The 23668-nt window shown below is 61.2% G+C and carries 29 protein-coding genes; 11 read left to right on the top strand and 18 right to left on the bottom strand.

From position 1 onward, the window contains the following. The first annotated feature begins 106 nt into the window (after positions 1-106). Positions 107-961, top strand: coding sequence for an RNA polymerase sigma factor RpoH (gene rpoH, locus AB4N47_RS24755; RefSeq protein WP_016772717.1), 855 nt, complete (start codon positions 107-109; stop codon positions 959-961). Positions 962-1142: 181 nt separating this feature from the next. Here the strand turns inward: rpoH and mtgA are convergent, their stop codons facing one another. Next, positions 1143-1865: a monofunctional biosynthetic peptidoglycan transglycosylase gene (gene mtgA / locus AB4N47_RS24760; RefSeq protein ID WP_024014666.1), complete on the bottom strand. Its 723-nt coding sequence runs from the start codon at positions 1863-1865 to the stop codon at positions 1143-1145. 74 nt (positions 1866-1939) lie between these two features. On the opposite strand from mtgA, the gene AB4N47_RS24765 reads away from it, so the two are divergent. The 4 genes from AB4N47_RS24765 (at position 1940) to trmB (ending at position 4182) form a co-directional block, all read left to right on the top strand. Then, positions 1940-2320, top strand: coding sequence for a DUF423 domain-containing protein (locus tag AB4N47_RS24765; RefSeq protein ID WP_217849586.1), 381 nt, complete (start codon positions 1940-1942; stop codon positions 2318-2320). Between the two features lie 71 nt (positions 2321-2391). Beyond that, on the top strand, positions 2392-2592 hold the full coding sequence (thiS, locus tag AB4N47_RS24770) for a sulfur carrier protein ThiS (RefSeq protein ID WP_038861193.1): 201 nt from the start codon (positions 2392-2394) through the stop codon (positions 2590-2592). Positions 2593-2652: 60 nt separating this feature from the next. Then, complete coding sequence (locus tag AB4N47_RS24775; RefSeq protein WP_110644432.1) at positions 2653-3447, top strand: thiazole synthase; 795 nt, start codon at positions 2653-2655, stop codon at positions 3445-3447. Positions 3448-3456: 9 nt separating this feature from the next. Further along, a complete protein-coding gene (gene trmB, locus AB4N47_RS24780; protein WP_024014663.1) occupies positions 3457-4182 on the top strand; it encodes a tRNA (guanosine(46)-N7)-methyltransferase TrmB in 726 nt (241 codons plus the stop codon). Between the two features lie 132 nt (positions 4183-4314). Here trmB and AB4N47_RS24785 read toward each other — a convergent pair whose 3' ends face one another. From AB4N47_RS24785 to AB4N47_RS24825, 9 genes are all read right to left on the bottom strand, one after another. Continuing rightward, complete coding sequence (locus AB4N47_RS24785) at positions 4315-4638, bottom strand: DUF3392 domain-containing protein (RefSeq protein WP_008083808.1); 324 nt, start codon at positions 4636-4638, stop codon at positions 4315-4317. A 22-nt stretch (positions 4639-4660) separates the two neighbouring features. After that, positions 4661-5866 (bottom strand): radical SAM family heme chaperone HemW, encoded by a 1206-nt coding sequence (gene hemW / locus AB4N47_RS24790; RefSeq protein ID WP_016772724.1) that lies wholly within the window; start codon positions 5864-5866, stop codon positions 4661-4663. Then, positions 5863-6459 (bottom strand): RdgB/HAM1 family non-canonical purine NTP pyrophosphatase, encoded by a 597-nt coding sequence (gene rdgB, locus AB4N47_RS24795; RefSeq protein ID WP_024014661.1) that lies wholly within the window; start codon positions 6457-6459, stop codon positions 5863-5865. The genes hemW and rdgB overlap by 4 nt, the downstream gene beginning before the upstream one ends. After that, the gene (locus AB4N47_RS24800) at positions 6456-6890 is read right to left on the bottom strand and encodes a DUF4426 domain-containing protein (protein ID WP_341638107.1); all 435 of its coding nucleotides are present in this window, start codon (positions 6888-6890) and stop codon (positions 6456-6458) included. Before AB4N47_RS24800 ends, rdgB begins: the two co-directional genes overlap by 4 nt. 26 nt (positions 6891-6916) lie before the next feature. After that, positions 6917-7537, bottom strand: a complete 621-nt coding sequence (metW, locus tag AB4N47_RS24805) for a methionine biosynthesis protein MetW (protein WP_024014659.1) — start codon at positions 7535-7537, stop codon at positions 6917-6919. 7 nt (positions 7538-7544) lie between these two features. Continuing rightward, the gene (metX, locus tag AB4N47_RS24810) at positions 7545-8684 is read right to left on the bottom strand and encodes a homoserine O-succinyltransferase MetX (protein ID WP_024014658.1); all 1140 of its coding nucleotides are present in this window, start codon (positions 8682-8684) and stop codon (positions 7545-7547) included. 205 nt (positions 8685-8889) lie between these two features. Next, entirely contained in the window at positions 8890-9480 is a 591-nt protein-coding gene (locus tag AB4N47_RS24815) for a YggT family protein (RefSeq protein ID WP_016772729.1), read from the bottom strand. A gap of 11 nt (positions 9481-9491) precedes the next feature. Next, positions 9492-10310: a pyrroline-5-carboxylate reductase gene (gene proC / locus AB4N47_RS24820; RefSeq protein ID WP_041476815.1), complete on the bottom strand. Its 819-nt coding sequence runs from the start codon at positions 10308-10310 to the stop codon at positions 9492-9494. 23 nt (positions 10311-10333) lie between these two features. Next, positions 10334-11020: a YggS family pyridoxal phosphate-dependent enzyme gene (locus tag AB4N47_RS24825; protein ID WP_071172225.1), complete on the bottom strand. Its 687-nt coding sequence runs from the start codon at positions 11018-11020 to the stop codon at positions 10334-10336. A 56-nt stretch (positions 11021-11076) separates the two neighbouring features. Here AB4N47_RS24825 and AB4N47_RS24830 point away from each other — a divergent pair, with 56 nt between their 5' ends. After that, entirely contained in the window at positions 11077-12111 is a 1035-nt protein-coding gene (locus tag AB4N47_RS24830; protein ID WP_016772732.1) for a type IV pilus twitching motility protein PilT, read from the top strand. 95 nt (positions 12112-12206) lie between these two features. Here the strand turns inward: AB4N47_RS24830 and AB4N47_RS24835 are convergent, their stop codons facing one another. After that, the gene (locus tag AB4N47_RS24835; protein WP_341638106.1) at positions 12207-12824 is read right to left on the bottom strand and encodes a C40 family peptidase; all 618 of its coding nucleotides are present in this window, start codon (positions 12822-12824) and stop codon (positions 12207-12209) included. Positions 12825-13072: 248 nt separating this feature from the next. On the opposite strand from AB4N47_RS24835, the gene AB4N47_RS24840 reads away from it, so the two are divergent. Next, positions 13073-13507 (top strand): NINE protein, encoded by a 435-nt coding sequence (locus AB4N47_RS24840; RefSeq protein WP_016772734.1) that lies wholly within the window; start codon positions 13073-13075, stop codon positions 13505-13507. A 152-nt stretch (positions 13508-13659) separates the two neighbouring features. On the opposite strand, the gene AB4N47_RS24845 is transcribed toward AB4N47_RS24840, so the two are convergent. From AB4N47_RS24845 to gshB, 7 genes are all read right to left on the bottom strand, one after another. Further along, complete coding sequence (locus AB4N47_RS24845) at positions 13660-14931, bottom strand: dihydroorotase (RefSeq protein ID WP_071172226.1); 1272 nt, start codon at positions 14929-14931, stop codon at positions 13660-13662. After that, positions 14928-15932 carry an aspartate carbamoyltransferase catalytic subunit gene (locus tag AB4N47_RS24850; protein WP_016772736.1) on the bottom strand — a complete coding sequence of 335 codons (1005 nt, stop codon included), beginning with the start codon at positions 15930-15932 and terminating at the stop codon, positions 14928-14930. The genes AB4N47_RS24845 and AB4N47_RS24850 overlap by 4 nt, the downstream gene beginning before the upstream one ends. 27 nt (positions 15933-15959) lie before the next feature. Next, positions 15960-16466 (bottom strand): bifunctional pyr operon transcriptional regulator/uracil phosphoribosyltransferase PyrR, encoded by a 507-nt coding sequence (gene pyrR, locus AB4N47_RS24855; protein ID WP_024014655.1) that lies wholly within the window; start codon positions 16464-16466, stop codon positions 15960-15962. A gap of 81 nt (positions 16467-16547) precedes the next feature. Beyond that, positions 16548-16985, bottom strand: coding sequence for a Holliday junction resolvase RuvX (gene ruvX / locus AB4N47_RS24860; protein ID WP_016772738.1), 438 nt, complete (start codon positions 16983-16985; stop codon positions 16548-16550). After that, complete coding sequence (locus AB4N47_RS24865) at positions 16985-17557, bottom strand: YqgE/AlgH family protein (RefSeq protein WP_016772739.1); 573 nt, start codon at positions 17555-17557, stop codon at positions 16985-16987. The genes ruvX and AB4N47_RS24865 overlap by 1 nt, the downstream gene beginning before the upstream one ends. Positions 17558-17725: 168 nt before the next feature. Continuing rightward, positions 17726-18625, bottom strand: a complete 900-nt coding sequence (locus AB4N47_RS24870; RefSeq protein WP_039757551.1) for an energy transducer TonB — start codon at positions 18623-18625, stop codon at positions 17726-17728. A gap of 141 nt (positions 18626-18766) precedes the next feature. Continuing rightward, positions 18767-19738: a glutathione synthase gene (gene gshB, locus AB4N47_RS24875; RefSeq protein ID WP_042606571.1), complete on the bottom strand. Its 972-nt coding sequence runs from the start codon at positions 19736-19738 to the stop codon at positions 18767-18769. Positions 19739-19963: 225 nt separating this feature from the next. Here gshB and pilG point away from each other — a divergent pair, with 225 nt between their 5' ends. From pilG to AB4N47_RS24895, 4 genes are all read left to right on the top strand, one after another. Beyond that, complete coding sequence (pilG, locus tag AB4N47_RS24880) at positions 19964-20368, top strand: twitching motility response regulator PilG (RefSeq protein ID WP_016772743.1); 405 nt, start codon at positions 19964-19966, stop codon at positions 20366-20368. A gap of 60 nt (positions 20369-20428) precedes the next feature. Next, entirely contained in the window at positions 20429-20794 is a 366-nt protein-coding gene (gene pilH, locus AB4N47_RS24885) for a twitching motility response regulator PilH (RefSeq protein ID WP_016772744.1), read from the top strand. Positions 20795-20804: 10 nt separating this feature from the next. Next, positions 20805-21344 (top strand): chemotaxis protein CheW, encoded by a 540-nt coding sequence (locus tag AB4N47_RS24890; RefSeq protein ID WP_341638105.1) that lies wholly within the window; start codon positions 20805-20807, stop codon positions 21342-21344. A 272-nt stretch (positions 21345-21616) separates the two neighbouring features. Beyond that, positions 21617-23665 carry a methyl-accepting chemotaxis protein gene (locus AB4N47_RS24895; protein WP_041476807.1) on the top strand — a complete coding sequence of 683 codons (2049 nt, stop codon included), beginning with the start codon at positions 21617-21619 and terminating at the stop codon, positions 23663-23665. Positions 23666-23668 lie beyond the last annotated feature (3 nt).

Below are 23668 nucleotides of genomic sequence, written 5' to 3' on the forward strand. Positions count from 1 at the left end.
TGCGCGTGATTGACCTTGCGGTTTTTATGGGAACTTGTACCTGAGTTCCCGGTCAATTTTTCGCAGTGCCGAGAGGCACGAGTATGTGAGTGGGAGGTTTTTTCGTATGACCAATTCTTTGCAACCTGCGTATGCGCTGGTTCCGGGTGCGAACCTGGAAGCCTATGTGCACACCGTCAACAGCATTCCATTGCTGACGCCGGAGCAGGAGCGTGAACTGGCCGAGAGTCTCTACTATGAGCAGGATTTGGGGGCGGCTCGGCAGATGGTGCTCGCCCACCTGCGTTTTGTCGTACACATTGCCCGTAGCTATTCCGGCTACGGTCTGGCTCAGGCTGACCTGATCCAGGAAGGCAACGTCGGCCTGATGAAGGCCGTCAAGCGCTTCAACCCGGAAATGGGCGTGCGTCTGGTGTCGTTCGCCGTGCACTGGATCAAGGCGGAAATTCACGAGTTCATCCTGCGCAACTGGCGCATTGTGAAAGTCGCGACCACCAAGGCCCAGCGCAAGCTGTTCTTCAACCTGCGCAGCCAGAAGAAGCGTCTGGCGTGGCTGAACAACGAGGAAGTCCACCGTGTGGCGGAAAGCCTCGGCGTCGAACCACGTGAAGTGCGCGAGATGGAAAGCCGCCTGACCGGCCACGACATGGCCTTCGACCCGGCTGCCGAAGCCGACGACGACAGTGCTTTCCAGTCGCCGGCCAACTATCTGGAAGACCACCGGTACGACCCGGCGCGTCAACTGGAAGATGCCGACTGGAGCGACAACTCGAACACCAACCTGCACGAAGCACTGGAAGTGCTGGACGAGCGTAGCCGCGACATCCTCTACCAGCGCTGGCTGGCAGAAGAGAAAGCCACGCTGCACGACCTGGCGCAGAAGTACAACGTGTCGGCCGAGCGAATCCGTCAGCTCGAAAAGAGCGCGATGAACAAGCTCAAGTTGTCGATCGCCGCGTAACCGGCGCATCAGCAATAAAAAACGCCCCGATCAGCGATGATCGGGGCGTTTTCATTTCTGGCTTCACGCAAAACCCGTGTGGGAGCGAGCTTGCTCGCGAAAGCGGAGTGTCAGTCACCGCCACTGCTGAATGATCCACCGCATTCGCGAGCAAGCTCGCTCCCGCATTGGTATTCCGGTGTTATTCAGCCCAAGGCGCCCGTCGCGAATCATTCAGCCCGAGCAAGTAACTGTCCCCGCCCAACTGACTCATCTGCTGTCGAATCCACCCGGCGCGTCGCGATACATAACCGGTCGGATGACTCGCGCTCCACACCCGTGGATTGGGCAGTACCGCCGCCAGATAACTCGCCTGCTGGCGCGACAATGACTTCGCGCTCACGCCAAAGTGATGCCGCGCCGCTGCTTCAGCGCCAAACACGCCGTCATCCCACTCGACACTGTTCAGGTACACCTCAAGAATCCGCTGCTTGGGCCAGAACACCTCGATCAGCGCGGTAAACCACGCTTCCAGACCTTTGCGCAGATAGCTGCGGCCCGACCACAGAAAGAGGTTTTTCGACACCTGCTGGCTCAAGGTGCTGGCGCCGCGAATCGAGCCGCCCAGTTCGTTGTGGGCCAGAGCGGCCTGAATCGCGCGCAGATCGAAGCCCCAGTGCTCGGGGAATTTCTGGTCTTCGCCAGCAATTACCGCCACTTTCAGGTCATCGGAGATCTGGTCCCACGGTTTCCAGGTGCGCTGCAGGTCAATCGGCTCGCCGTCGACCCAGGATTCGACCTTGCGCTCGACCATCAACGCCGTACCCGGCGGTGGCACGAAGCGGAACACCAGCACCAGCAAGACACTGCCGCCGGCGAACCAGAGCAGGGCCTTCGTGAGACGACGGAAAATTGAACGCAGCATAGAGATGGCTTGGCCGAACCCGTGGAGCGGGCCATTATACAGACCCTGCCGATGGCGTCTGACTGGAGTTCCCCATGCTGCGTGGCTTTTTGATGCTGGCCGCTTTTTTCGGATTCACCGGTGTTGCGCTGGGCGCGTTCGCCGCCCATGGCCTGAAAAACCGTCTGACGCCGGAATACCTGACGATTTTCCACACGGGTGTCACCTACCAACTGGTGCACACACTCGCGCTGTTCGGCGTTGCGCTGCTGGCCACGCAGATTCAGGGGCGGCTGGTCACTTGGGCCGGCGTGTCCTTCACCGTCGGCATTGTATTGTTCTCCGGCAGCCTGTATCTGCTGACCATGACCGGCATCAGCAAACTTGGCATCATCACGCCGTTTGGTGGCCTCGCGTTTCTCATCGGTTGGGTTTGCCTCGGCCTCGCCGCCTGGCGCTTGCAGCTAACCGCTTGACGCTTGGTACTGACCTTTAGGTCATGATCGGGCTAGAATGCCAGCCCCTAAAAATGATGGCGGCGTTGTGCATGCGCATTCAGTTGAACGGCGAGTCCTTTGAATTGCCCGACGGTGAAACCGTTGCGGGCCTGATCACCCGTCTGGATCTGGCCGGACGTCGCGTGGCGGTAGAGCTCAATCTGGACATCGTCCCGCGCAGCCAGCATGCCGACACCACATTGAACGACGGCGACAACGTCGAAGTGGTCCACGCCATCGGCGGCGGCTGATCGCCCGGCCCGCGAGGGCACAGAATTCTGCAAGACCCTCACCCCTAAAGAGGATTCCCCATGAGCATCGTTCGTAGCGACAAGCCTTTTGTGCTGGCCGGTCGTACTTACCAGTCGCGTTTGCTGGTCGGTACCGGCAAGTACCGTGACATGGAAGAAACCCGCCAGGCCATCGAAGCCTCGGGTGCCGAAATCGTCACCTTCGCCGTACGCCGCACCAACCTGGGCCAGATCGAAGGCGAGCCGAACCTGCTCGAGGTGCTGTCGCCGGAGCGCTACACCTTCCTGCCGAACACTGCCGGTTGCTACGACGCCATCGAAGCCGTGCGCACCTGCCGCCTGGCGCGTGAGCTGCTCGACGGCCACAACCTGGTGAAGCTGGAAGTGCTGGCCGATCAGAAGACCCTGTTCCCCAACGTGATCGAAACCCTCAAGGCCGCCGAAACCCTGGTCAAGGAAGGCTTCGACGTGATGGTCTACACCAGCGATGACCCGATCATCGCCCGACAACTGGCGGAAATCGGCTGCATCGCCGTGATGCCGCTGGCCGGTCTGATCGGCTCCGGTCTGGGCATCTGCAATCCGTACAACCTGCAGATCATCCTCGAAGAAGCCAAGATCCCGGTGCTGGTGGATGCTGGTGTCGGTACCGCTTCCGACGCGACCATCGCCATGGAGCTGGGTTGCGACGCCGTACTGATGAACTCGGCCATCGCCCACGCCCAGCAACCGGTGATGATGGCGCAAGCCATGCAACACGCCATCGTCGCTGGTCGCCTGGCGTACCTCGCCGGTCGCATGCCGAAAAAACTCTATGCCAGCGCCTCTTCGCCGCTGGATGGTCTGATCAAGTAAGAGCCATTGATGACTGAATCGAACGACACGCCTGTCCAGCCGGACGAAGGCGACGAGCGCCAACACCGCCGCATCAAGAGTTTCGTGATGCGCGCCGGGCGCATGACCGAAGGCCAGCAACGCGGCCTGGATCAGGGCGCGCCGCTGTACGTGCTGCCGCTGGCCGATGCGCCGGTCGATTACGACCAGGTGTTCGGCCGCTCGGCGCCGCGCTCGCTGGAAATCGGTTTCGGCATGGGCCACTCGCTGCTGGAAATGGCCGCTGCTGCTCCAGAGCAGGATTTCATCGGTGTTGAAGTGCACCGTCCGGGTGTCGGCGCGCTGCTCAATGGCGTGTTGACCCAAGGGCTGACCAACCTGCGGGTCTACGATTGCGACGCGATCGAAGTGCTCAACCGCTGCATCGCCGACAACAGCCTCGATCGTCTGATGCTGTTTTTCCCGGATCCGTGGCACAAGAGCCGCCACCACAAACGCCGCATCGTTCAGGCCTCGTTCGCCGAACTGGTGCGCAGCAAGTTGAAGGTCGGCGGCATTCTGCACATGGCCACCGACTGGGAACCGTACGCCGAGTACATGCTGGAAGTGATGAACGTCGCCCCGGGCTACCGCAACCTCGCCGAAGACGGCAAATGCGTCCCGCGCCCGGCCGAACGCCCGATCACCAAGTTCGAACGCCGTGGCGAACGCCTTGGCCATGGCGTGTGGGATCTGAAGTTCGAAAAGATCGCTTAAGCATCACGCAATAAAAACTGTGGGAGCGAGCCTGCTCGCGAAAGTGGTCTGACAATCAACGATGATGTTGGATGTCAAGACGCCTTCGCGAGCAGGCTCGCTCCCACATTTCGTTTTGGGGTGTTTGCGGGGTCAGCGGCGGTCAGCAACCACGCCGATCAGTACCAGTACCACCAGCAGCACCGGCGCCAGGCTGTAGTTGTTGAACTGGCTCAGGCCTTTGATCACCCATGGCGTGGCGTAGATCAGCGCGGCGCCGCTGCCGATCAGGCAGAGCAGGGCCATCAGGGGCACGCGCAGGGCGCCGGCGATGCTGCCCAGGCGTTGCTCGACCCAGCCTTTGAAGTCAGCGCCGAACAGCACCAGCAGGCAACCGACCAGCGCCAGAGCGATTTCCGAGAGATTGCTGCGGCTCCAGCGGGAGACGGTGGCCAGCAGGTCGAGTATCAAATCCATGCGTTTTCCCTTTGAGCTGAAGTCAGTTCAGAAATTGTTGCAGCAAGTCGTTGAGGAACAGCTGGCCGCGTTCGGTCGCCGCCAGGCGTGACGGTTCGACCTGCAACAGGCCGCTTTGTTCGGCTTCGCGCCGGCCTTCGGCGAGGGTTTCCAGCGACAGGCCGGTGCGCTCCGGATACAGGCGCGATTCGACCCCGGCGGTCAGGCGCAGGGCGTTCATCAGGAACTCGAAGGGCATCTCGTCATTGCTCAGCGATTTCTCGCCGGCCTGAAAGCTTTTCGCCGGGTTCAGATAATCCTTCGGCAGGCGGGTTTTCCATGTGCGCACGATACGCCCGTCCGGGTGACTCAGCTTGCCATGGGCACCGGCGCCGATGCCGATGAAATCGCCAAAACTCCAGTAATTGAGGTTATGCCGCGCCGGGCGACCGGCCTGGGCATACGCCGAAACTTCGTACTGCGCGTAACCGTGCTCGGCCAGCAGCGCCTGCCCAGCTTCCTGAATGTCCCACAGGGTGTCGTCTTCGGGCAGCACTGGCGGCTGGTTCCAGAACACCGTGTTCGGCTCCAGCGTCAGTTGATACCAGGAAATGTGCGTCGGCTTCAGCGCGATGGCCTGGCGCAGATCGCTCAAGGCATCGTCCAGCGACTGATCGGGCAAACCGTGCATGAGATCGAGATTGAAGTTATCGAACCCGGCCTGCCGGGCCATGCCCGCCGCACGCACGGCTTCGTCACCGTTGTGAATGCGGCCGAGGGCCTCCAGCTTTTCCTGCTGAAAGCTCTGGATGCCGATCGACAGGCGATTGATCCCCAGCTTGCGATAAGCAACAAACTTCTCTTGCTCGAAGGTGCCCGGATTGGCCTCAAGGGTGATTTCGATGTCGGCGGCGAACGGGATGCGTTGCTCGACACCCTTCAACAACCGCCCGAGGGCTTCGGCGCTGAACAGGCTCGGCGTCCCGCCACCGAAGAAAATCGAGGTCAGCTCACGGCCATACACCGCATGCAGATCCTGGTCGAGATCGGCCAGCAGCGCGTCGACGTATTCCTGCTCCGGCAGCACCGGGCTGGCGGTGTGCGAGTTGAAATCGCAATACGGGCATTTGCGTACACACCACGGGATGTGGATGTACAGCGCCAGGGGCGGCAGGGTGGGCAGCGGTGCCCGAGGCGAGGACGCGGCGCCGCCGATGATCAGCGACGACGCGCAAGAATCAGTGGTCATTTCAAGCCCAGACGCTGGCGCAGCAGATCCATTGCACGGGCGCGGTGGCTGATCTGGTTCTTGTCGGCCGGGCTCAGTTCGGCGCTGGAGCAGTCGCGCTCCGGCACCCAGAACAGTGGGTCATAACCGAAGCCGTGCTCGCCGCTGGCAGCGGTGAGGATGCGCCCGTGCCACAGGCCTTCGCAGAGGATCGGCAGCGGATCATCGGCGTGGCGCACCAGTGCCAATACGCAGACGAACTGCGCGCCGCGCTCGGCTTGTGGCACGTCCTTCAGCGCATCGAGCAGTTTGGCGTTGTTCGCCGCATCGCCCTGGCCGTCGGCATAACGCGCAGAATAGATGCCCGGCGCACCGCCAAGGAAATCCACTGCCAGCCCGGAGTCGTCGGCCAGTGCCGGCAGCCCGGAAATGCGCGCGGCATTGCGGGCCTTAAGGATCGCGTTCTCGACAAACGACAGGCCGGTTTCTTCCGGCTCGACCTTGCTCCACTCGCCAATCGAGCGCAGTTGCACCGAGTCGCCGAGCATGGCCTGGAGTTCTTTGAGTTTGCCGGCGTTATGGCTGGCCAGTACGAGCTGCTTGATGTTCATCATTCGCCGGGAAAGAGTTCTTGGTTGAAATTGATGGTGTTGATCTTGTCGCCGTTTTGCACCTTGATTTCAAAGGTGCGGGTTTCCTGCTGCGGCACCGGGTACTGGGCGATGTAGTAGATCGCGCCCTGCTCGGTGACCTGGCGGAATTTCAGCGCCACGCTGGTGCTGGTCAGGTCCTTGATCGTGCCGGTGACGCTGGCGATCACCGGTTTGCCGTCCTTGACCACCGAGACGTTGATCACGCCCTGATTCTTGCTGCGGATCAGCTCGGCAGCCTTGGCGATGTCCGGTTGCAGGAACGTCGAGTTGAACGTGTTGTAGTGCACCGTGATGTCGCCGAAGGTTTCCTTGCGTTCACCTTTGATGACGTCCGCCGCCATGGCGCTGGCGCTCAGGCAGGCGGTGAGTAACAGCAACGCTAGACGACTCATGTTCGTGCTCCTTCAAATGCCCAGGCTCAGACCGCGACTCGGTGGTCCGCCAACTGCGGACTGCTGACGCGGTAGATACCGATTTCACCTAACAGATTAGGCCATAGCTTACTGGCCCACCCATGCCGGTGCTGTTGATCCACGGCAAGCCGATCAATGACCTTCGCATCACGTTCGCGGCACAGTTCTTCGAAATCCTCGAAGGTGCAGAAGTGGATGTTCGGCGTGTTGTACCAGGTGTACGGCAGAAACTCGGACACCGGCATGCGGCCCTTGCTCGCCAGATACCAGCGGCAGCGCCAGTGGCCGAAATTGGGGAAGGTGATGATGCACTGACGGCCGACCCGGAGCATTTCGTCGAGGATCTTGTCCGGGTAGTGCACGGCTTGCAGGGCCTGGGTCATGACGACGATGTCGAAACTGTTGCTGGCAAAATTGCCCAGGCCTTTGTCCAGATCCTGCTCGATGACGTTAATGCCCTTGGCCACGCACTCGGCGATGTTGTCAGCGTCGTTTTCCAGGCCATAACCGGTGACGTTCTTGTTGTCGCGCAGCCAGGTCAGCAGCTCGCCGTCACCGCAACCGAGGTCGAGGACGCGGCTGCCGGCGGGGATCCATTCCTGGATGATTTCCAGATCAGCTCTCATGGCTTTCTCACAACGAAATGCGGTTCATGTAATTGCCGAACGCCTGCAAGTAACGCGGGATCGGAATCAGGAAGGCGTCGTGGCCCTGGGGCGCGTCAATTTCCAGATAACTGACGTCCTTGCGCGCGGCCATCAGCGCATCCACCAGCTCCCGCGAGCGCGCCGGGGAGAAGCGCCAGTCGGTGGTGAACGACATCACGCAGAATTTGGCTGTGGCGTTTTCGAATGTTTTCGCCAGGTCATCGTCGAAGTTAGCCGCTGGATCGAAGTAATCCAGCGCTTTGGTCATCAACAGATAGGTGTTGGCATCGAAGCGCCCGGAGAATTCTTCGCCCTGATAACGCAGATAGCTTTCGACCTGAAACTCGACACTGTGAAAGTCGTAGTTGAGCTTTTCACTCTTCAGGCCACGGCCGAATTTCTCACCCATGGAATCATCGGACAGATAGGTGATGTGCCCGACCATGCGCGCCAGCATCAGCCCGCGCTTGGGGATCACGCCGGCTTCCTGGAACGAGCCGCCGTGGAATTCCGGATCGGTGAGGATCGCCTGACGCGCGACTTCGTTGAAGGCGATGTTCTGCGCCGACAATTTAGGCGCCGAGGCGATCGCCAGGCAGTGACGTACGCGATCCGGGTAGGTGATGGTCCATTGCAGGGCCTGCATGCCGCCGAGGCTGCCGCCGATCACTGCCGCCCACTGGCCAATGCCGAGCAGGTCAGCCAGGCGCGCCTGGCTGTGCACCCAGTCTTCCACGGTGAGCACCGGGAAGTCGGCGCCGAACGGCTTGCCGGTCTCCGGGTTGATACTGCTCGGGCCGGTGGAGCCGTTGCAGCCACCGAGGTTGTTCAGGCTGACCACAAAGAACTTGTTGGTGTCGATCGGCTTGCCGGGGCCGATGCAGCTGTCCCACCAACCGGGCTTGCGGTCGTCGACGCTGTGATAACCAGCGGCGTGATGATGACCGGACAGCGCGTGGCAGATCAGCACGGCGTTGCTCGCCTGGGCGTTCAGCGTGCCGTAGGTTTCATAAATCAGGTCATAAGCGGCCAGCGAACGGCCACAGGCCAGCGTCAGCGGTTCGCTGAAATGCGCGGTTTGCGGCGTTACCAGACCAACAGAATCGGCGGGAAAGGCAGTTGGCATCGACCCTGCTCTCGTTGAAATGAGGCGTAAGTCTAAAGACCGGGGGGGTTAGCGGCAAGCAACGATCAGGTCCGGCGTTTTCGCTTCGGATCGAGGTGCAGCCATTCGCGAGCAGGCTCGCTCCCACAGTTGAAATGCATTCCAATGTGGGAGCGAGCCTGCTCGCGAAAAGGGCGACTCGGTCAGTCAGACCGACCGCACTGGCTTACATCAGCAAACGCAGAATCTCCGGCATCATCGTCATCGCCGCCAGATTGTTGATTACCAGCATGTCGATCAATTTCAGCGCAAGGAAGGCGAAGATCGGCGACAGGTCCAGGCCGCCGAGGTTCGGCAGGAAGCGGCGGAACGGTGCCAGCGCCGGCTCACAGATCTGGTTGACCAGTTCGGCGCCCGGATTGTGGCTGCCCGGTGCGACCCACGACAGGATCACGCTGATGATCAGGGCGAAGAAGAAGATCTTCAGGAACAGCGCGGTGACGCCGATCAGCGACCAGATCACCAGTTGCAGCGGGTTGCCAGTGGTGCCGTAGGTCAGCAGCAGGGTCAGCGCCATCAGCAGCAGTTGCACCAGAATCGCCAGCACCAGCGACGACATGTCGAGGCCGAACAGGCTCGGGATGATCCGGCGCAAAGGCTTGAGCAGCGGCTGAGTGGCCTTGACCACGAACTGGCACAGCGGGTTGTAGAAGTTCGCCCGCACCAGTTGCAGGACGAAGCGCAGCAGCACGATCAGCAGGTACAGGCTGCCGAGGGTTTGCAGCACGTAAACCGCTGCGGTGTTCAATCCGATCATGTAAGGCTCCTTTATTTGCCCAGTTGTTCGGCCATTTCGGCCGAGCGGTGCGCGGCGGCGCCGAGTGCGGTTTCAACCAGCGCTTCGAAGCCGCCAGCCTGGAATGATTTGATCGCAGCTTCCGTGGTGCCGTTTGGCGAGGTCACGCGGCGGCGCAGTTCGGCGGCGTCGACATCGCTGGACACCGCCATGTGCGCGGCGCCCAGAGCAGTCTGCACGGTCAGTTGCTCAGCGATCTCTTTTGGCAGGCCAAGTTTGACGCCGGCGGCGGTCATGGCCTCGATCAGCAGGAAGAAGTACGCCGGGCCGGAGCCGGACACTGCGGTGACTGCGTCCAGTTGCTGTTCTTCTTCCAGCCACAGGGCGATGCCGACGGCGGACAGCAGCTCTTCGGCTTGCTGGCGCTGCTCGGCGGTTACTTCGCTGGTCGCGTACAGACCGCTGACACCCTGACGCAGCAGCGCCGGAGTATTGGGCATGCAGCGCACGATCGGCTGCTCGCCGAGCCATGCAGTCATGCTCGCGCAGGTGATGCCGGCGGCGATCGACACCACCAGTTGGTTCGGTTTGAGGCTCGGGCGAATCGCCTCGCACACGGCTTTCATCGCCTGTGGCTTGACCGCCAGCACGATGACGTCGACGCCGTCGATGGCCTGGGCGTTGTCAGCGAAGGTTTCGATGCCGTGCTCGGCGCTGACCTTGGCGCGGGTGTCTTCGCCCGGATCGCTGGCGCGGATCTGCGCCGCTTCCAGACCTTTGGCGCGCAAGCCGCCAATCAGACTGGCCGCCATGTTGCCCGCACCGATAAACGCAATACGTGTGTTGCTCATGTGTGGTCCTTATCTGGAAACGTTCAAGACTGGGAATAATCTCTGGCGCCAAACAGCGCGGTACCGATCCGCACCCAGGTAGCGCCTTGGGCGATGGCTGACTCGAGGTCGTGGCTCATGCCCATGGACAGTGTGTCGAGCGGCAGAGCGAGGCTCGCCTGCAATGTCTGCACGGCGGCGAAGGCAGCGTCCTGTTCAGCGCGCTCTTCGGTCGGCTCGGGAATCGCCATCAGTCCGCGCAATTTCAGCCGGGGCAGGGCGCTGATGGCCTCGGCCAGCGCCGGCAGATCGGCCGGCGTGCAACCGGATTTGCTCGCCTCGCCGCTGACATTGACCTGGATGCAGATGTTCAGGGGCGGCAGTTCGGCCGGGCGCTGCTCGGACAGGCGTTGGGCAATTTTCAGACGATCCACGGAGTGCACCCAGTCGAAATGCTCGGCAATCGCGCGAGTCTTGTTCGATTGAATGGGGCCGATGAAGTGCCAGATCAAGGGCAGGTCGGCCAGCTCCAGCTGTTTGCCCAAGGCTTCCTGCAAGTAGTTCTCGCCGAAGTCGCGCAGGCCGGCGGCATAGGCTTCACGCAGGGCCTGGGCGGGTTTGGTCTTGCTCACGGCGAGCAAATGGATGCTGTTTTCGTCGCGGTGCGCAGCTTTGGCCGCTGCCTGGATGCGCGAACTAACCTGAAGGATGTTGTCTGCTATCGTGGACATCAAGAGGCGCCGGCGGTCTGTAGGTTCGCGGCATTCTACTGGAATTGAGGGACGCTATGGATATCACTGAACTGCTGGCCTTCAGCGCCAAACAGGGCGCTTCCGACCTGCACCTGTCGGCCGGCCTGCCGCCGATGATTCGCGTCGATGGCGACGTGCGACGGATCAATCTGCCGGCGCTGGACCACAAGCAAGTGCACGATCTGATCTACGACATCATGAACGACACCCAGCGCATCGAATTCGAGAAAAATCTGGAAACGGATTTTTCCTTCGATGTACCCGGCGTGGCGCGCTTTCGCGTCAACGCCTTTAACCAGAATCGCGGTGCCGGCGCTGTGTTCCGCACCATTCCGTCGAAAGTGCTGAGCATGGAAGACCTCGCCATGGGCGATGTTTTCCGCAAGATCACCGATGCGCCGCGCGGTTTGGTGCTGGTCACCGGGCCGACCGGATCCGGCAAATCGACCACGCTGGCGGCGATGATCGATTACCTCAACACCCATCGCCATCACCACATCCTTACCATTGAAGACCCCATCGAGTTCGTCCACGAATCGCGCAAATGCCTGATCAATCAGCGCGAAGTTCATCGAGATACCCGCAGCTTCGCCACCGCACTGCGCTCGGCCCTGCGTGAAGACCCGGACGTGATTCTGGTCGGCGAAATGCGTGATCTGGAAACCATTCGCCTGGCGCTGACCGCTGCCGAAACCGGGCATCTGGTATTCGGCACGCTGCACACGACCTCGGCGGCGAAGACCATCGATCGCGTGGTCGACGTGTTTCCCGGCGACGAGAAATCGATGGTGCGTTCGATGCTGTCGGAGTCTTTGCTGGCGGTAGTGTCGCAGACGTTGATCAAGAAGATCGGCGGCGGGCGGGTGGCGGCGCATGAAATCATGTTGGGGACGTCGGCGATCCGGAATCTGATCCGCGAGGACAAGGTGGCGCAGATGTATTCGGCGATTCAGACGGGCGGGTCGCTGGGGATGCAGACACTGGACATGTGCCTGAAGGATCTGGTCACCAAGGGCTTGATCAGCCGCGAGCATGCGCGGGAAAAAGCGCGTACGCCGGATAATTTTTAACCGCCAAAAGCAAAAGATCGCAGCCTTCGGCAGCTCCTACAGAGAAACGCTGATCCCAGTGTAGGAGCTGCCGAAGGCTGCGATCTTTTGATCTTTTAGCGTTGAACCACGCGCATCTGGCTCTGTTCTTTCGGCAACACGCGCTTGGCCACGACGTAATGCTTTTCCCAGTACGGCTTGTTCAGCGTGTCGATGCTCACCGCTTTGCCACGGCGCGGGGCGTGGATGAAGCGGTCGTTGCCCAGATAAATGGCAACATGGTTGACCCGACGGCTCTTGATGTTGAAGAAAATCAGATCGCCCGGCTTCAGATCCTTGCGCTCGACTTTCTCGCCGTGACCGCTGGCCATGGCGTTGGAGGTGCGTGGCAGGTCGAACGTAGCGTCGTTGAACGCATATTTCACCAGACCGCTGCAATCGAAGCCTTTACTTGGGCTGCTGCCGCCCCAACGATAAGGTGTACCGAGGACGTTTACCGCACGGCTCAGCACATTGCTGCTTTCCTTGCTCGCCATCGGTGGCACCAGCTTGCTGCGGCTCTTGCTGCTCAGCGTGGTGGTCTTGCTCTTGCTGCTTTTGCTCGAGGGAGCCGAAGCATGGGATTTCGGGGTGAAGCCGTTGACGTTGGGAAGACGTTGCTCACGATTGGTGGCGTGGGCGGCCAGTGGCATTAATAGGCAAATAGTCAGCCATGTCTTGAAAAATGGTCGCATTAGGCGTGGCTCATAAGTGATAGCGCGCAACTTTATAACAGCTTTTTTTGCCGTTCCGAGGCCGTTCATCGATTCATTCCGCCGGCTACGGAACCAAAAACGCTCAAAAAGTACGCAATTGTCCGACAGAAGTCAGGTTCTACAAGGGTTTCGCGCTAGCAACGGTAACATTTGCCATACGTCGGCCACCTGTAAAAAAGTCACAAAGAAATGAAGAATATTTATCTATCGAGTGCAATGAGGTCTTAATGAACAGCTATCAGCTCCCGCGAGTGAAAGAAAAAGACACTCACAGCAAAGTCATCGGCTACCTGCTGTGGATTTTCGGATTCACCGGCGCGCACCGCTTTTATTACGGCAAGCCGGTGACCGGGACGATCTGGTTTTTCACCTTCGGTTTGCTGGGGATTGGCTGGCTGATCGACCTGTTCCTGATCCCAGCGATGGATCGCGAAGCGGATTTGCGCTTTGCCGCCGGGCCGATCGAGTACAACGTCGCGTGGATTCTGCTGACTTTCCTCGGTGTGTTCGGCGTGCACCGGATGTATCAGGGCAAATGGATCAGCGGCCTGCTGTATCTGCTGACCGGCGGGTTGTTCTTTATTGGCGTGCTGTATGACTTCTGGACGCTGAACGATCAGGTGTCGGTGCGCAACGCGCAGAATCGCGGCGCCTTCCAGTAAATAGTGGCGAGGGGATTTATCCCCGTTGGGCCGCGAAGCGGTCCTGAATCCGAGAACGCGGTGGATTTGTTCCACCGCGTGCAATGGCTTCGCGACTGCTACGCAGCCGAACGGGGATAAATCCCCTCGCCACAATCTCCCTCAGCAGCAGGTCATGCCTGGTGGGTGATCCGCCCATCCACCAGCGTATAGCGCACCACGCCCGGCAGACTGTGGCCGATGAACGGGCAGTTCTCGCCCTTCGACAGCCAGTGTTCACCGGCCACCGTCGAAGACTTCGGATCGAACAGCACGATATCCGCCGCGCCGCCTACCGCCAGTTTGCCCGCCGGCAGGCGCAGGGCTTCGGCCGGGCCTGCGCTGAGACGTGCCAGCAGCGTCGGCAAGTCGAGCAAACCATCCTCGACCAGCGTCATCGCCAGCGGCAGCAGCAACTCAACACTGCTGATGCCAGGCTCGGTGGCGCCGAACGGTGCCAGTTTGGCGTCGCGCTCGTGGGGCTGGTGATGGCTGGAAATGGCCGAGACTACCCCGGATTTCACCGCTTCACGCAGACCATCACGGTCAGCACGGGTGCGCAGCGGCGGCTGAACGTGGTAGAGGCTGTTGAAGTCGATCAGCGCTTCGTCAGTCAGGATCAGCTGATACAGCGCGACATCGGCAGTGACTTTCAGACCTCGGGCCTGCGCCTGGGCAATCAGGGCAACACCGCGCGCACTGGTCAGCTGGCTGAAGTGCGCACGCACGCCGGTCTGCTCGACCAGCAGCAGATCGCGAGCGAGCGCCACGGTTTCGGCGGTTTCCGGGATGCCCGGCAGGCCAAGGAAACTGGCGACCGCGCCTTCGTGGGCCAGGCCGCCCTCGGCCAGATCGTGATCCTGCGAGTTGAAGATCACTGTCAGGTCGAAAGTCGCCGCGTATTCCAGCGCCCGGCACAGGGTGCGGCTGTTGCGGAAGCTCTCCAGACCGTTGCCGAACGCCACGCAACCGGCGTCGCGCAGGGCCACCAATTCGGCCAGTTGTTCGCCGTCGAGGCCTTTGCTCAGCGCGCCAATCGGGAACACCTTGGTGTTGCCCGCCTCGCGGGCGCGGTCGAGGATCAGTTCGGCCACGGCGGATGTGTCGAGCACCGGTTTGGTCTTCGGCGGGCAGCACAGGCTGGTCACGCCACCGGCAGCGGCGGCGCGGGTTTCGCTGACGATCGAGCCTTTGCGGCTGTAGCCCGGCTCGCGCAGGGCAACGTTGAGGTCGACCAGGCCAGGCGCGGCGACCAGACCTTGGGCATCGATGGTTTCCACTGCGCTGAAACCGGCCGGCGCGGCGCCGAGGGCGACGATCTTGCAGGCTTCAACGTGGATGTCGGTGATTTGATCCAGGCCGCTGCTGGGATCAATGACGCGTGCGCCGAGAATGCTGAGCTTCACTGGGCGTTCTCCTGCTCGAATTGACGTTGCGCAGTCTGCCCGCTCATGGCCATGGACAGCACTGCCATACGAATCGCGATGCCGTAGGTCACTTGATTGAGGATCACCGAGTGCGGGCCGTCGGCCACCGCCGACTCGATCTCCACGCCACGGTTGATCGGCCCCGGGTGCATGACGATGCAATCGGGTTTGGCCCCGGCCAGACGTGCGGTGGTCAGGCCGAACAGGCGGTAGAATTCGCCTTCGCTGGGCAGCAGGCCGCCTGTCATGCGCTCGCGCTGCAGGCGCAGCATGATCACCACGTCGACGTCTTTCAGGCCTTCAGCCATGTCGGTGTAGACCTTGACGCCGTATTGCTCGATGCCGATCGGCAGCAGGGTTTTCGGCGCGATCACGCGGATGTCCGGGCAGCCGAGGGTCTTCAGCGCGAGCATGTTCGAGCGCGCCACCCGCGAATGCAGGATGTCGCCGACGATCGCTACCGAAAGGTTTTCGAAACCGCCCTTGTGCCGACGGATGGTGAGCATGTCGAGCATGCCCTGGGTCGGGTGCGCATGCCGGCCGTCGCCGCCGTTGATGATCGCCACTTGCGGGCAGACATGCTCGGCGATGAAGTGCGCCGCGCCCGAGTCGCCGTGGCGGACGACGAACATGTCGGCGGCCATCGCTTCAAGGTTGCGCAGGGTATCGAGCAGCGTTTCGCCCTTGCTCGCCGACGATGTCGACACGTTCAGGGTGATCACGTCTGCCGACAACCGTTGGGCCGCCAGTTCAAACGTGGTGCGGGTGCGCGTGGAGTTCTCGAAGAACACGTTGCACACGGTCTTGCCGCGCAGCAACGGGACTTTCTTCACCGCCCGGGCGCCGACTTCAAGGAACGAGTCGGCAGTGTCGAGGATTTCCGTCAGCAACTCGCGGCGCAGGCCGTCGAGCGAGAGGAAGTGGCGCAGCTGGCCCTGATCATTGAGCTGCAGCGGGCGCTTGGTATCTAGAGGCGTCATCGCGAGGGGGACTCTCAATAGGGCGGATTAAAGGGTGACGTCTTGCAGTTCGAGCGTCAGCGGCTCGGGGCCGGACAACTTGACCCGCTGGTTGCCGGCCAGGGTCAGGGTGGCGCCGACCACGTTCGGGCGGATCGGCAGCTCGCCGGCGTCCAGGTCCAGCAGGCAGACCAGGGTAACGCTGGCCGGGCGGCCATAATCGAACAGTTCATTCATGGCGGCGCGGATGGTCCGACCGCTCATCAGCACGTCGTCGATCAGCACCAGATGCTGGCCTTCGATCTCGAAGGGCAGGGCGGACGGGCGCACTTGCGGGTGCAGGCCGTTCTGGCTGAAGTCGTCGCGGTAGAAGGACACATCCAGCGTGCCCAGTGGCGCATCGCTGGCCAGTTCCTTGAGCAGCGCCTGCGCGACCCAGATGCCGCCGGTGCGGATGCCGATGTAACGCGGTTCGCTGATGTCACGCTGGGCAAGGTGCGCCTTGAGGCGGGTCGCCATCTGGCTGATCAGATCGGCGGGATTGGGCAGGCTCATGGTTGCTCCTTCGTGATTCCGCGCTGCGTCCTGCCGGACGAAGCTCGGTTTATAACCAAAAGAAAAGCGCCGAAGCGCTTGTCAGGATTCAAACAATGCAGTGTTTTCATCGAGCCAGCCCTGCAGCAGCAGGGCAGCGGCGATGGCGTCCACCGGGTTGTCGCGGTAACTGCCTTTCTGCCCGCCACGCACCAGTCGCTCGCCCTTGGCTTCGAAGGTGGTCAGGCGTTCGTCGTGGGTATAGAAGGGCAGGTTGTAGCGTCCGTTCAGGCGGCGGGCGAATTTCTCCGCGCGTACGCACATCTCGCTGGGCGTGCCGTCCATGTTCAGCGGCAGGCCGACCACCACGGCGTCGGGTTTCCATTCTTTTATCAGCGCTTCGACCTGATCCCAGTTCGGCACGCCGTTCTGCGCTTTCAGGGTGCACAGCTCGCGGGCCTGGCCGGTGATGACCTGGCCGACCGCGACGCCGATCTGTTTGGTGCCGTAGTCGAAGCCGAGAATCAGGCGTAGGGCCATCAGGCGTGACCCGCCTGGCTGGTGAGCAGATTGAGATCGATGCCCAAGTGCCGCGCCGCCGCTTCCAGGCGCAATTCGCTGCGGGTGTTGAAGAGGATGTCGGCGTTGAACGGGCAGGTCAGCCAGGCGTTGTCGGCCAGTTCGGCTTCCAGTTGCCCGGCTTCCCAACCGGCGTAACCGAGGGTAATCAGGCTCTGCGCGGGGCCGACGCCGTCAGCGATGGCGAACAGCACGTCCTGCGAAGTCGACAGGGCCAGGTCGCCGTCCAGCTGCGCCGTGGCCTGGAAGGTCTGGCCCGCCGGGTGCAGGACGAAACCGCGATCGGTCTGCACCGGCCCGCCGATGAAGATCGGCACATCCTGGCAACGCGCCGGCGGCTCGATGTCCGGGCGCAGCTGTTCGAGGATGTCGGCCAGGTTCAAGTCTTGCGGCCTGTTGACCACCAGCCCCATCGCGCCATTGGCCGTGTGCTCGACGATGTAGGTCAAGGTGTGGGCAAAGTTCGGGTCGGCCATGTGTGGCATGGCGATCAGGAAGTGATGCTTGAGGTAGCTGGGGCTGACGTTTTTCATGAGCGCTAGTGTGGCGTTCGAGGGGCGAACTGACAAGCTGGAGATGCTGACAACACAATTCCAATGTGGGAGCGAGCCTGCTCGCGAATGCGGTGGATCAGTCACATTAATATTGAATGACACACCGCATTCGCGAGCAGGCTCGCTCCCACAGGGTTTGCAGGGTCTTTAATTGCTTGAGAGCTTGTCACCCCGGGCAAATTTCCAGGTGCGGATGATTTCCAGGCGGTCGATGTCCGACAGATCGCCGGTAAACGGTGCAAACGGCGCGGCCAGGCGGACGATGCGCTGCGCCGCCTGATCGAGCAGCGGCTGGCCGGAGGATTCCAGCACCAGCACTTCATACAGCGAACCGTCGCGGTTGATCGAGACCATCAGGCGCAAATTGCCGTAGATCTGCTTGCGTCGGGCTTCTTCGGGGTAGTTGAGGTTGCCGATGCGCTCAACCTTCTTGCGCCAGTCGTCCTTGTACCAAGCGCCCTTGTCGCGCATGGTCGAGGCCGCGCTCAAGCGGTGGATGCGCGGGCGCTTGGCGTACAGCTGTTGTTCCTTGGCCAGCTCCGCCTCGAGACTGGCGATGTCGCTGGACAACTGCGAGCTGTCGAACACCGGCGCGTCGACGGTCGGTTTGACTTCGGTTTTGCTTTCTTCTTTCTTGGTCGGCGCCTTTTTCGGTTTCGGCGCGACGGTGGTCACCGCTGCCTTCGGGGCGGCTTCCTGCACGACTGGCTTGGCGGCGGGCGGCGGGGTGACCTTTTTGACCTGATTGTCCTGGAACGGCGCGACTTCGGTGGTCTTGGGCAGGGCTTTCTTGTCCAGCGTGCCGCTGCCTTCCTGGTTTTCCTGAGCGAGAAAATCTGCCTTTTCCGGCTTCTTCTCGGCCTTGAAGGTGGCCAGGGTGATTTCCAGGGTTTTGCTGATCTGCTGCGGCTCGACCATGGTGAAGCCGACGCCGAGCAGGAGCGCCAGGTGAATCAGCGCCGCGAGAAACAGGGTAAAACCGAGGCGATCGGCCGGGCGCACGCCACGATGGGCGAGTTCAGCGGGCAGATCGGACGGCAGAGTCATCGTAGAAAAACCAACATCGCGTTTTTTTGGGCTCGGCATGATAACGCAATGTTGGTTTTTAGCTGCAAGCGACGAGCTTCAAGCGACAAGCTGCATAGGGGCAGCTTCAAGCTTCAAGCTTCAAGCTGACGCTGGCCGGCTTCAAGCTTGTGGCTTGCGGCTCGAAGCTTGCAGCTGCTTTTCGATAGCATCCATCAGCATCCCGCCGATGTCAGTGCCGAACGCATTGTCGATTTCGCGGATGCAGGTCGGGCTGGTGACGTTGATTTCGGTCAGGTGCTCGCCGATCACGTCGAGGCCGACGAACAGCAGGCCTTTCTCGCGCAGGGTCGGTCCGACCTGGGCGGCGATCCAGCGATCCTTTTCGGTCAGCGGACGTGCTTCGCCACGGCCACCGGCGGCGAGGTTGCCACGGGTTTCGCCCATGGCCGGGATCCGCGCCAGGCAATAATCCACCGGCTCGCCATCGATCATCAGGATGCGCTTGTCGCCATCGACGATCGCCGGCAGGTAGCCCTGAATCATGATCTGCTGCTTGCCGTGCAGGGTCAGGGTTTCGAGGATCACCGAGAGGTTCGGGTGGCCGGCGGTGTGGCGGAAGATCGACGAACCGCCCATGCCGTCCAGCGGCTTGAGGATCACGTCACCGTGATGGTCGGCGAACTGACGCAATACGTCCGGGCGGCGGCTGACGATGGTCGGCGGCGTGCACTGCGGAAACAGCGTAGCGAACAGCTTTTCATTGCAGTCGCGCAGGCTCTGCGGCTTGTTCACCACCAGCACGCCAGCGGCTTCGGCCTGTTCCAGCAGATAAGTGGAATAGACGAATTCCATGTCGAACGGCGGATCCTTGCGCATCAGGATCACGTCCAGGTCGCTCAGCAGCTTGTCCTGTTCGGCGTCCAGTTCGAACCACTTGTCCGGGTTGGCGAAGACTTTCAGCGGGCTCATCCGAGCCCGCGCCTGCCCTTCGGCCTGATACAGGTCTTTCTGTTCCATGTAGAACAGTTCCCAGCCACGCTTTTGCGCGGCCAGCAGCATGGCCAGCGAGCTATCCTTTTTATAGGAGATGCTGGCGATAGGGTCCATGACAATCCCGACGCGAACGCTCATTGGGTTTTCCTCGAAATTTGGCTACCGGATCGGTATTGAAAAAGTGCCGCCAGAGTGGCGCCGGGCGGGTTTCGGGTCAAGGAAAAACCCGTCGATAGATTGCATCTGGAGACTGTGCTAAAAAGGCTGGCAGATCGCGCCGCCCCATGGGTTTCAAGGGTTTCAGGCCATTATTCACAGCAAAACGGACAATTTGATTCGCAAAGGCGACGGTAGAACCCTCTTATGGAACAGCAGTCCAGCGCCTTGAAGGTCATGGTGATCGACGACTCGAAAACGATTCGCCGCACCGCCGAAACATTGTTGAAGAATGTCGGTTGCGAAGTGATCACCGCCATCGACGGTTTCGATGCGCTGGCCAAGATTGCCGACCACCATCCCGGGATCATCTTCGTCGACATCATGATGCCGCGTCTGGACGGTTATCAGACCTGCGCCCTGATCAAGAACAACAGCGCCTTCAAGGCGACGCCGGTGATCATGCTTTCATCCAGGGACGGTCTGTTCGACAAGGCCAAGGGGCGGATTGTCGGTTCTGATCAATTTCTGACCAAGCCGTTCAGCAAAGAAGAACTGCTCAACGCGATCCAGGCCCATGTTCCGGGCTTCGCCGCCGTTTTGCCGCAGTAAGACACGCACAGTGACGCTCGGCCAGCGGGCCGGCAGTCGACCAGAAAAATGGGGAAGACCATGGCACGTATCCTGATCGTCGATGATTCGCCGACTGAAATGTACAAACTCACCGGCATGCTCGAAAAGCACGGCCATGAAGTGCTCAAGGCCGAGAACGGCGCCGACGGCGTGGCCCTGGCCCGTCAGGAAAAACCCGACGCGGTGCTGATGGACATCGTCATGCCCGGCCTCAACGGTTTTCAGGCGACCCGCCAGTTGACCAAGGATGCCGACACGGCGCACATCCCGGTGATCATCATCACCACCAAGGATCAGGAGACCGACAAGGTCTGGGGCACCCGCCAGGGCGCCAAGGATTACCTGACCAAACCGGTCGACGAAGACACCCTGATCAAAACCCTGAACAACGTACTCAACGGCTGATCGCGCGATCATGAACGAATCGCTGACCGCGTTCGAACTGCTCTGGCAGATCGACCAGCGCTGCCGCCTGCTGGCAGCGGACCTGCCGTCGCAAGCGGCGCGCCCGGATCGCTGGAGCGGCATCGGCTTTCGCCTCGGCGAGCATTGGTATGTGGCGCCGATGGGCGAAGTCAGCGAAGTCCTGCATGAACCGCGCTTCACCCAGTTGCCCGGGGTCAAGCCGTGGGTCAAGGGGGTGGCAAATCTGCGCGGGCGGCTGCTGCCGATCATGGACCTGTGCGGCTTCTTCGGCCATGAGCTGTCGCCGCTGCGCAAACAGCGGCGGGTATTGGTGGTGGAACATGAAGACGTGTTCGCCGGGGTAATGGTCGACGAAGTCATCGGCTTGCAGCATTTCGACCAGGGCAGTTTCGAGCCGCTGTCGATCAGCAAGCGTCAGGGCTCCAAGGCCGAATTCGTCAAAGGCTATTTCCGCCGTGAACAGAACTGGCGGGTGTTCAGCCTGTTTGCACTGGCCAGGTCTCCGGTGTTCATGGGTGTGGCTCTATAGCAGGAACAACACAGAACCCATTGGGTGGAATGGGCCATGTGATCAGGAAAATTGTGGGTCAGACAGACCTGTGGCGAGGGGATTTATCCCCGATGGTTGGCTAAGCCGACCCAAGACCTGTATTTGAGATGTAGCCGATACGACTCAGGTTTTTGGGGCCGCTGCGCGACCCATCGGGGATAAATCCCCTCGCCACAAAATTTCTTCATCATGAGGTTGCTTCCCACAGGGATTGCAGCAGGCCTCAAAGGTGTGGGTTAAGGCGAGGACCGATGACAAAAGCAAAAACAGGCAAGTCGGCAGAAGCATCGCGCAGTCGCGCGCAGATCATCGTGCTGTTTATCGCACTGATCGTGTTCATCATGCTGCTGTTCGCCAACTTCGCGTACCTCAACACCCAGGCGAACTACGACAAGCAGTACATCGGCCATGCCGGCGAACTGCGGGTGCTCTCGCAACGCATCGCCAAGAACGCCACCGAAGCGGCGGCGGGCAAGGCGGCCGCCTTCAAACTGCTCAGTGATGCGCGCAACGATTTTGCCCAGCGCTGGGGTTACCTGAAAAAGGGTGACCCGAACACCGGCCTGCCACCGGCACCCGTCGCCGTGCGCCCGGAAATGCGCGCGGTGCAAATGGATTGGGAACGCCTGCTGAAAAACACCGATGCGATCCTCAGCAGCGAACAGACCGTGCTGTCGCTGCATCAGGTCGCCGCAACGCTGGCCGAAACCGTGCCGCAGTTGCAGATCGAATACGAAAAAGTCGTGGAAATCCTGCTCCAGCGCGGCGCCCCGGCGGCGCAGGTGGCGATGGCGCAACGGCAGTCGCTACTGGCTGAACGCATTCTTGGCGCGGTCAACACCGTGCTCGCCGGTGACGAAAACTCGCAGCAGGCCGCCGATGCCTTTGGTCGTGATGCCGCGCGTTTCGGTCTGGTGCTCAACGGCATGTTGCAGGGCAACCCGGCGCTGAAAATCAGCCAAGTCGAAGACCGCGACGCCCGTGCGCGTTTGAGCGAAATCTCCGAGCTGTTCCAGTTCGTTTCCGGCTCGGTGGACGAAATCCTCGAAACCTCGCCAGAGCTGTTCAAGGTGCGCGAATCGGCGAGCAACATCTTCACCCTGTCGCAAACCCTGCTCGACGAAGCTTCGCACCTTGCTACAGGTTTCGAGCATCTGGCCGGCGGGCGCAACACCGACACCATTGGCGGCTATGTGCTGGGCTTGCTGGCACTGGCCTCGATCATCCTCATCGGTCTGGTCATGGTCCGCGAAACCAATCGCCAGTTGCGCGAAACGGCCGAGAAGAACGAGCGCAACCAGAACGCGATCATGCGCCTGCTCGACGAAATCGAAGACCTCGCCGATGGCGACCTCACCGTGACCGCGTCGGTGACCGAAGACTTCACCGGCACCATCGCCGACTCGATCAACTATTCCGTCGACCAATTGCGTGATCTGGTGGCGACCATCAACCTCACCGCCGGCCAGGTTGCCGCTGCTGTGCAGGAAACCCAGGCCACCGCCATGCATCTGGCCCAGGCCTCGGAGCAACAGGCCCAGCAGATTTCCGAAGCTTCGACGGCGATCAGCGACATGGCCGAGTCCATCGATCAAGTCTCGGCCAACGCTGCCGAATCGTCGGCGGTGGCCGAGCGTTCCGTGGAAATCGCCAACAAAGGCAACGAGGTGGTGCACAACACCATCCACGGCATGGACAACATCCGCGAACAGATTCAGGACACCGCCAAGCGCATCAAGCGCCTCGGCGAGTCGTCCCAGGAAATCGGCGACATCGTCAGCCTGATCGACGACATCGCCGACCAGACCAACATCCTCGCCCTCAACGCGGCGATCCAGGCATCGATGGCGGGCGACGCCGGGCGCGGTTTTGCCGTGGTTGCCGACGAAGTGCAGCGGCTGGCCGAGCGTTCGTCCGCCGCGACCCGGCAGATCGAAACCCTGGTGCGGGCGATTCAGGCCGACACCAACGAAGCGGTGATTTCCATGGAGCAGACCACCACCGAAGTGGTGCGCGGCGCGCGACTGGCGCAGGATGCCGGTGTGGCCCTGGAAGAAATCGAAGGCGTGTCCAAGACCCTCGCGGCGCTGATCCAGAGCATTTCCAACGCGGCGCAACAGCAGACGTCTTCGGCCGGGCAGATCTCGCTGACGATGAACGTGATCCAGCAGATCACGTCGCAGACTTCGTCGGGGTCCACGGCCACCGCCGAGAGCATCGGCAACCTGGCGAAAATGGCCAGTCAGTTGCGCCGTTCGGTGTCCGGTTTCACCTTGCCGGCGGCGACAGATAAAGCGTGAGTG

Source organism: Pseudomonas sp. S3_G06 (assembly GCF_054667565.1).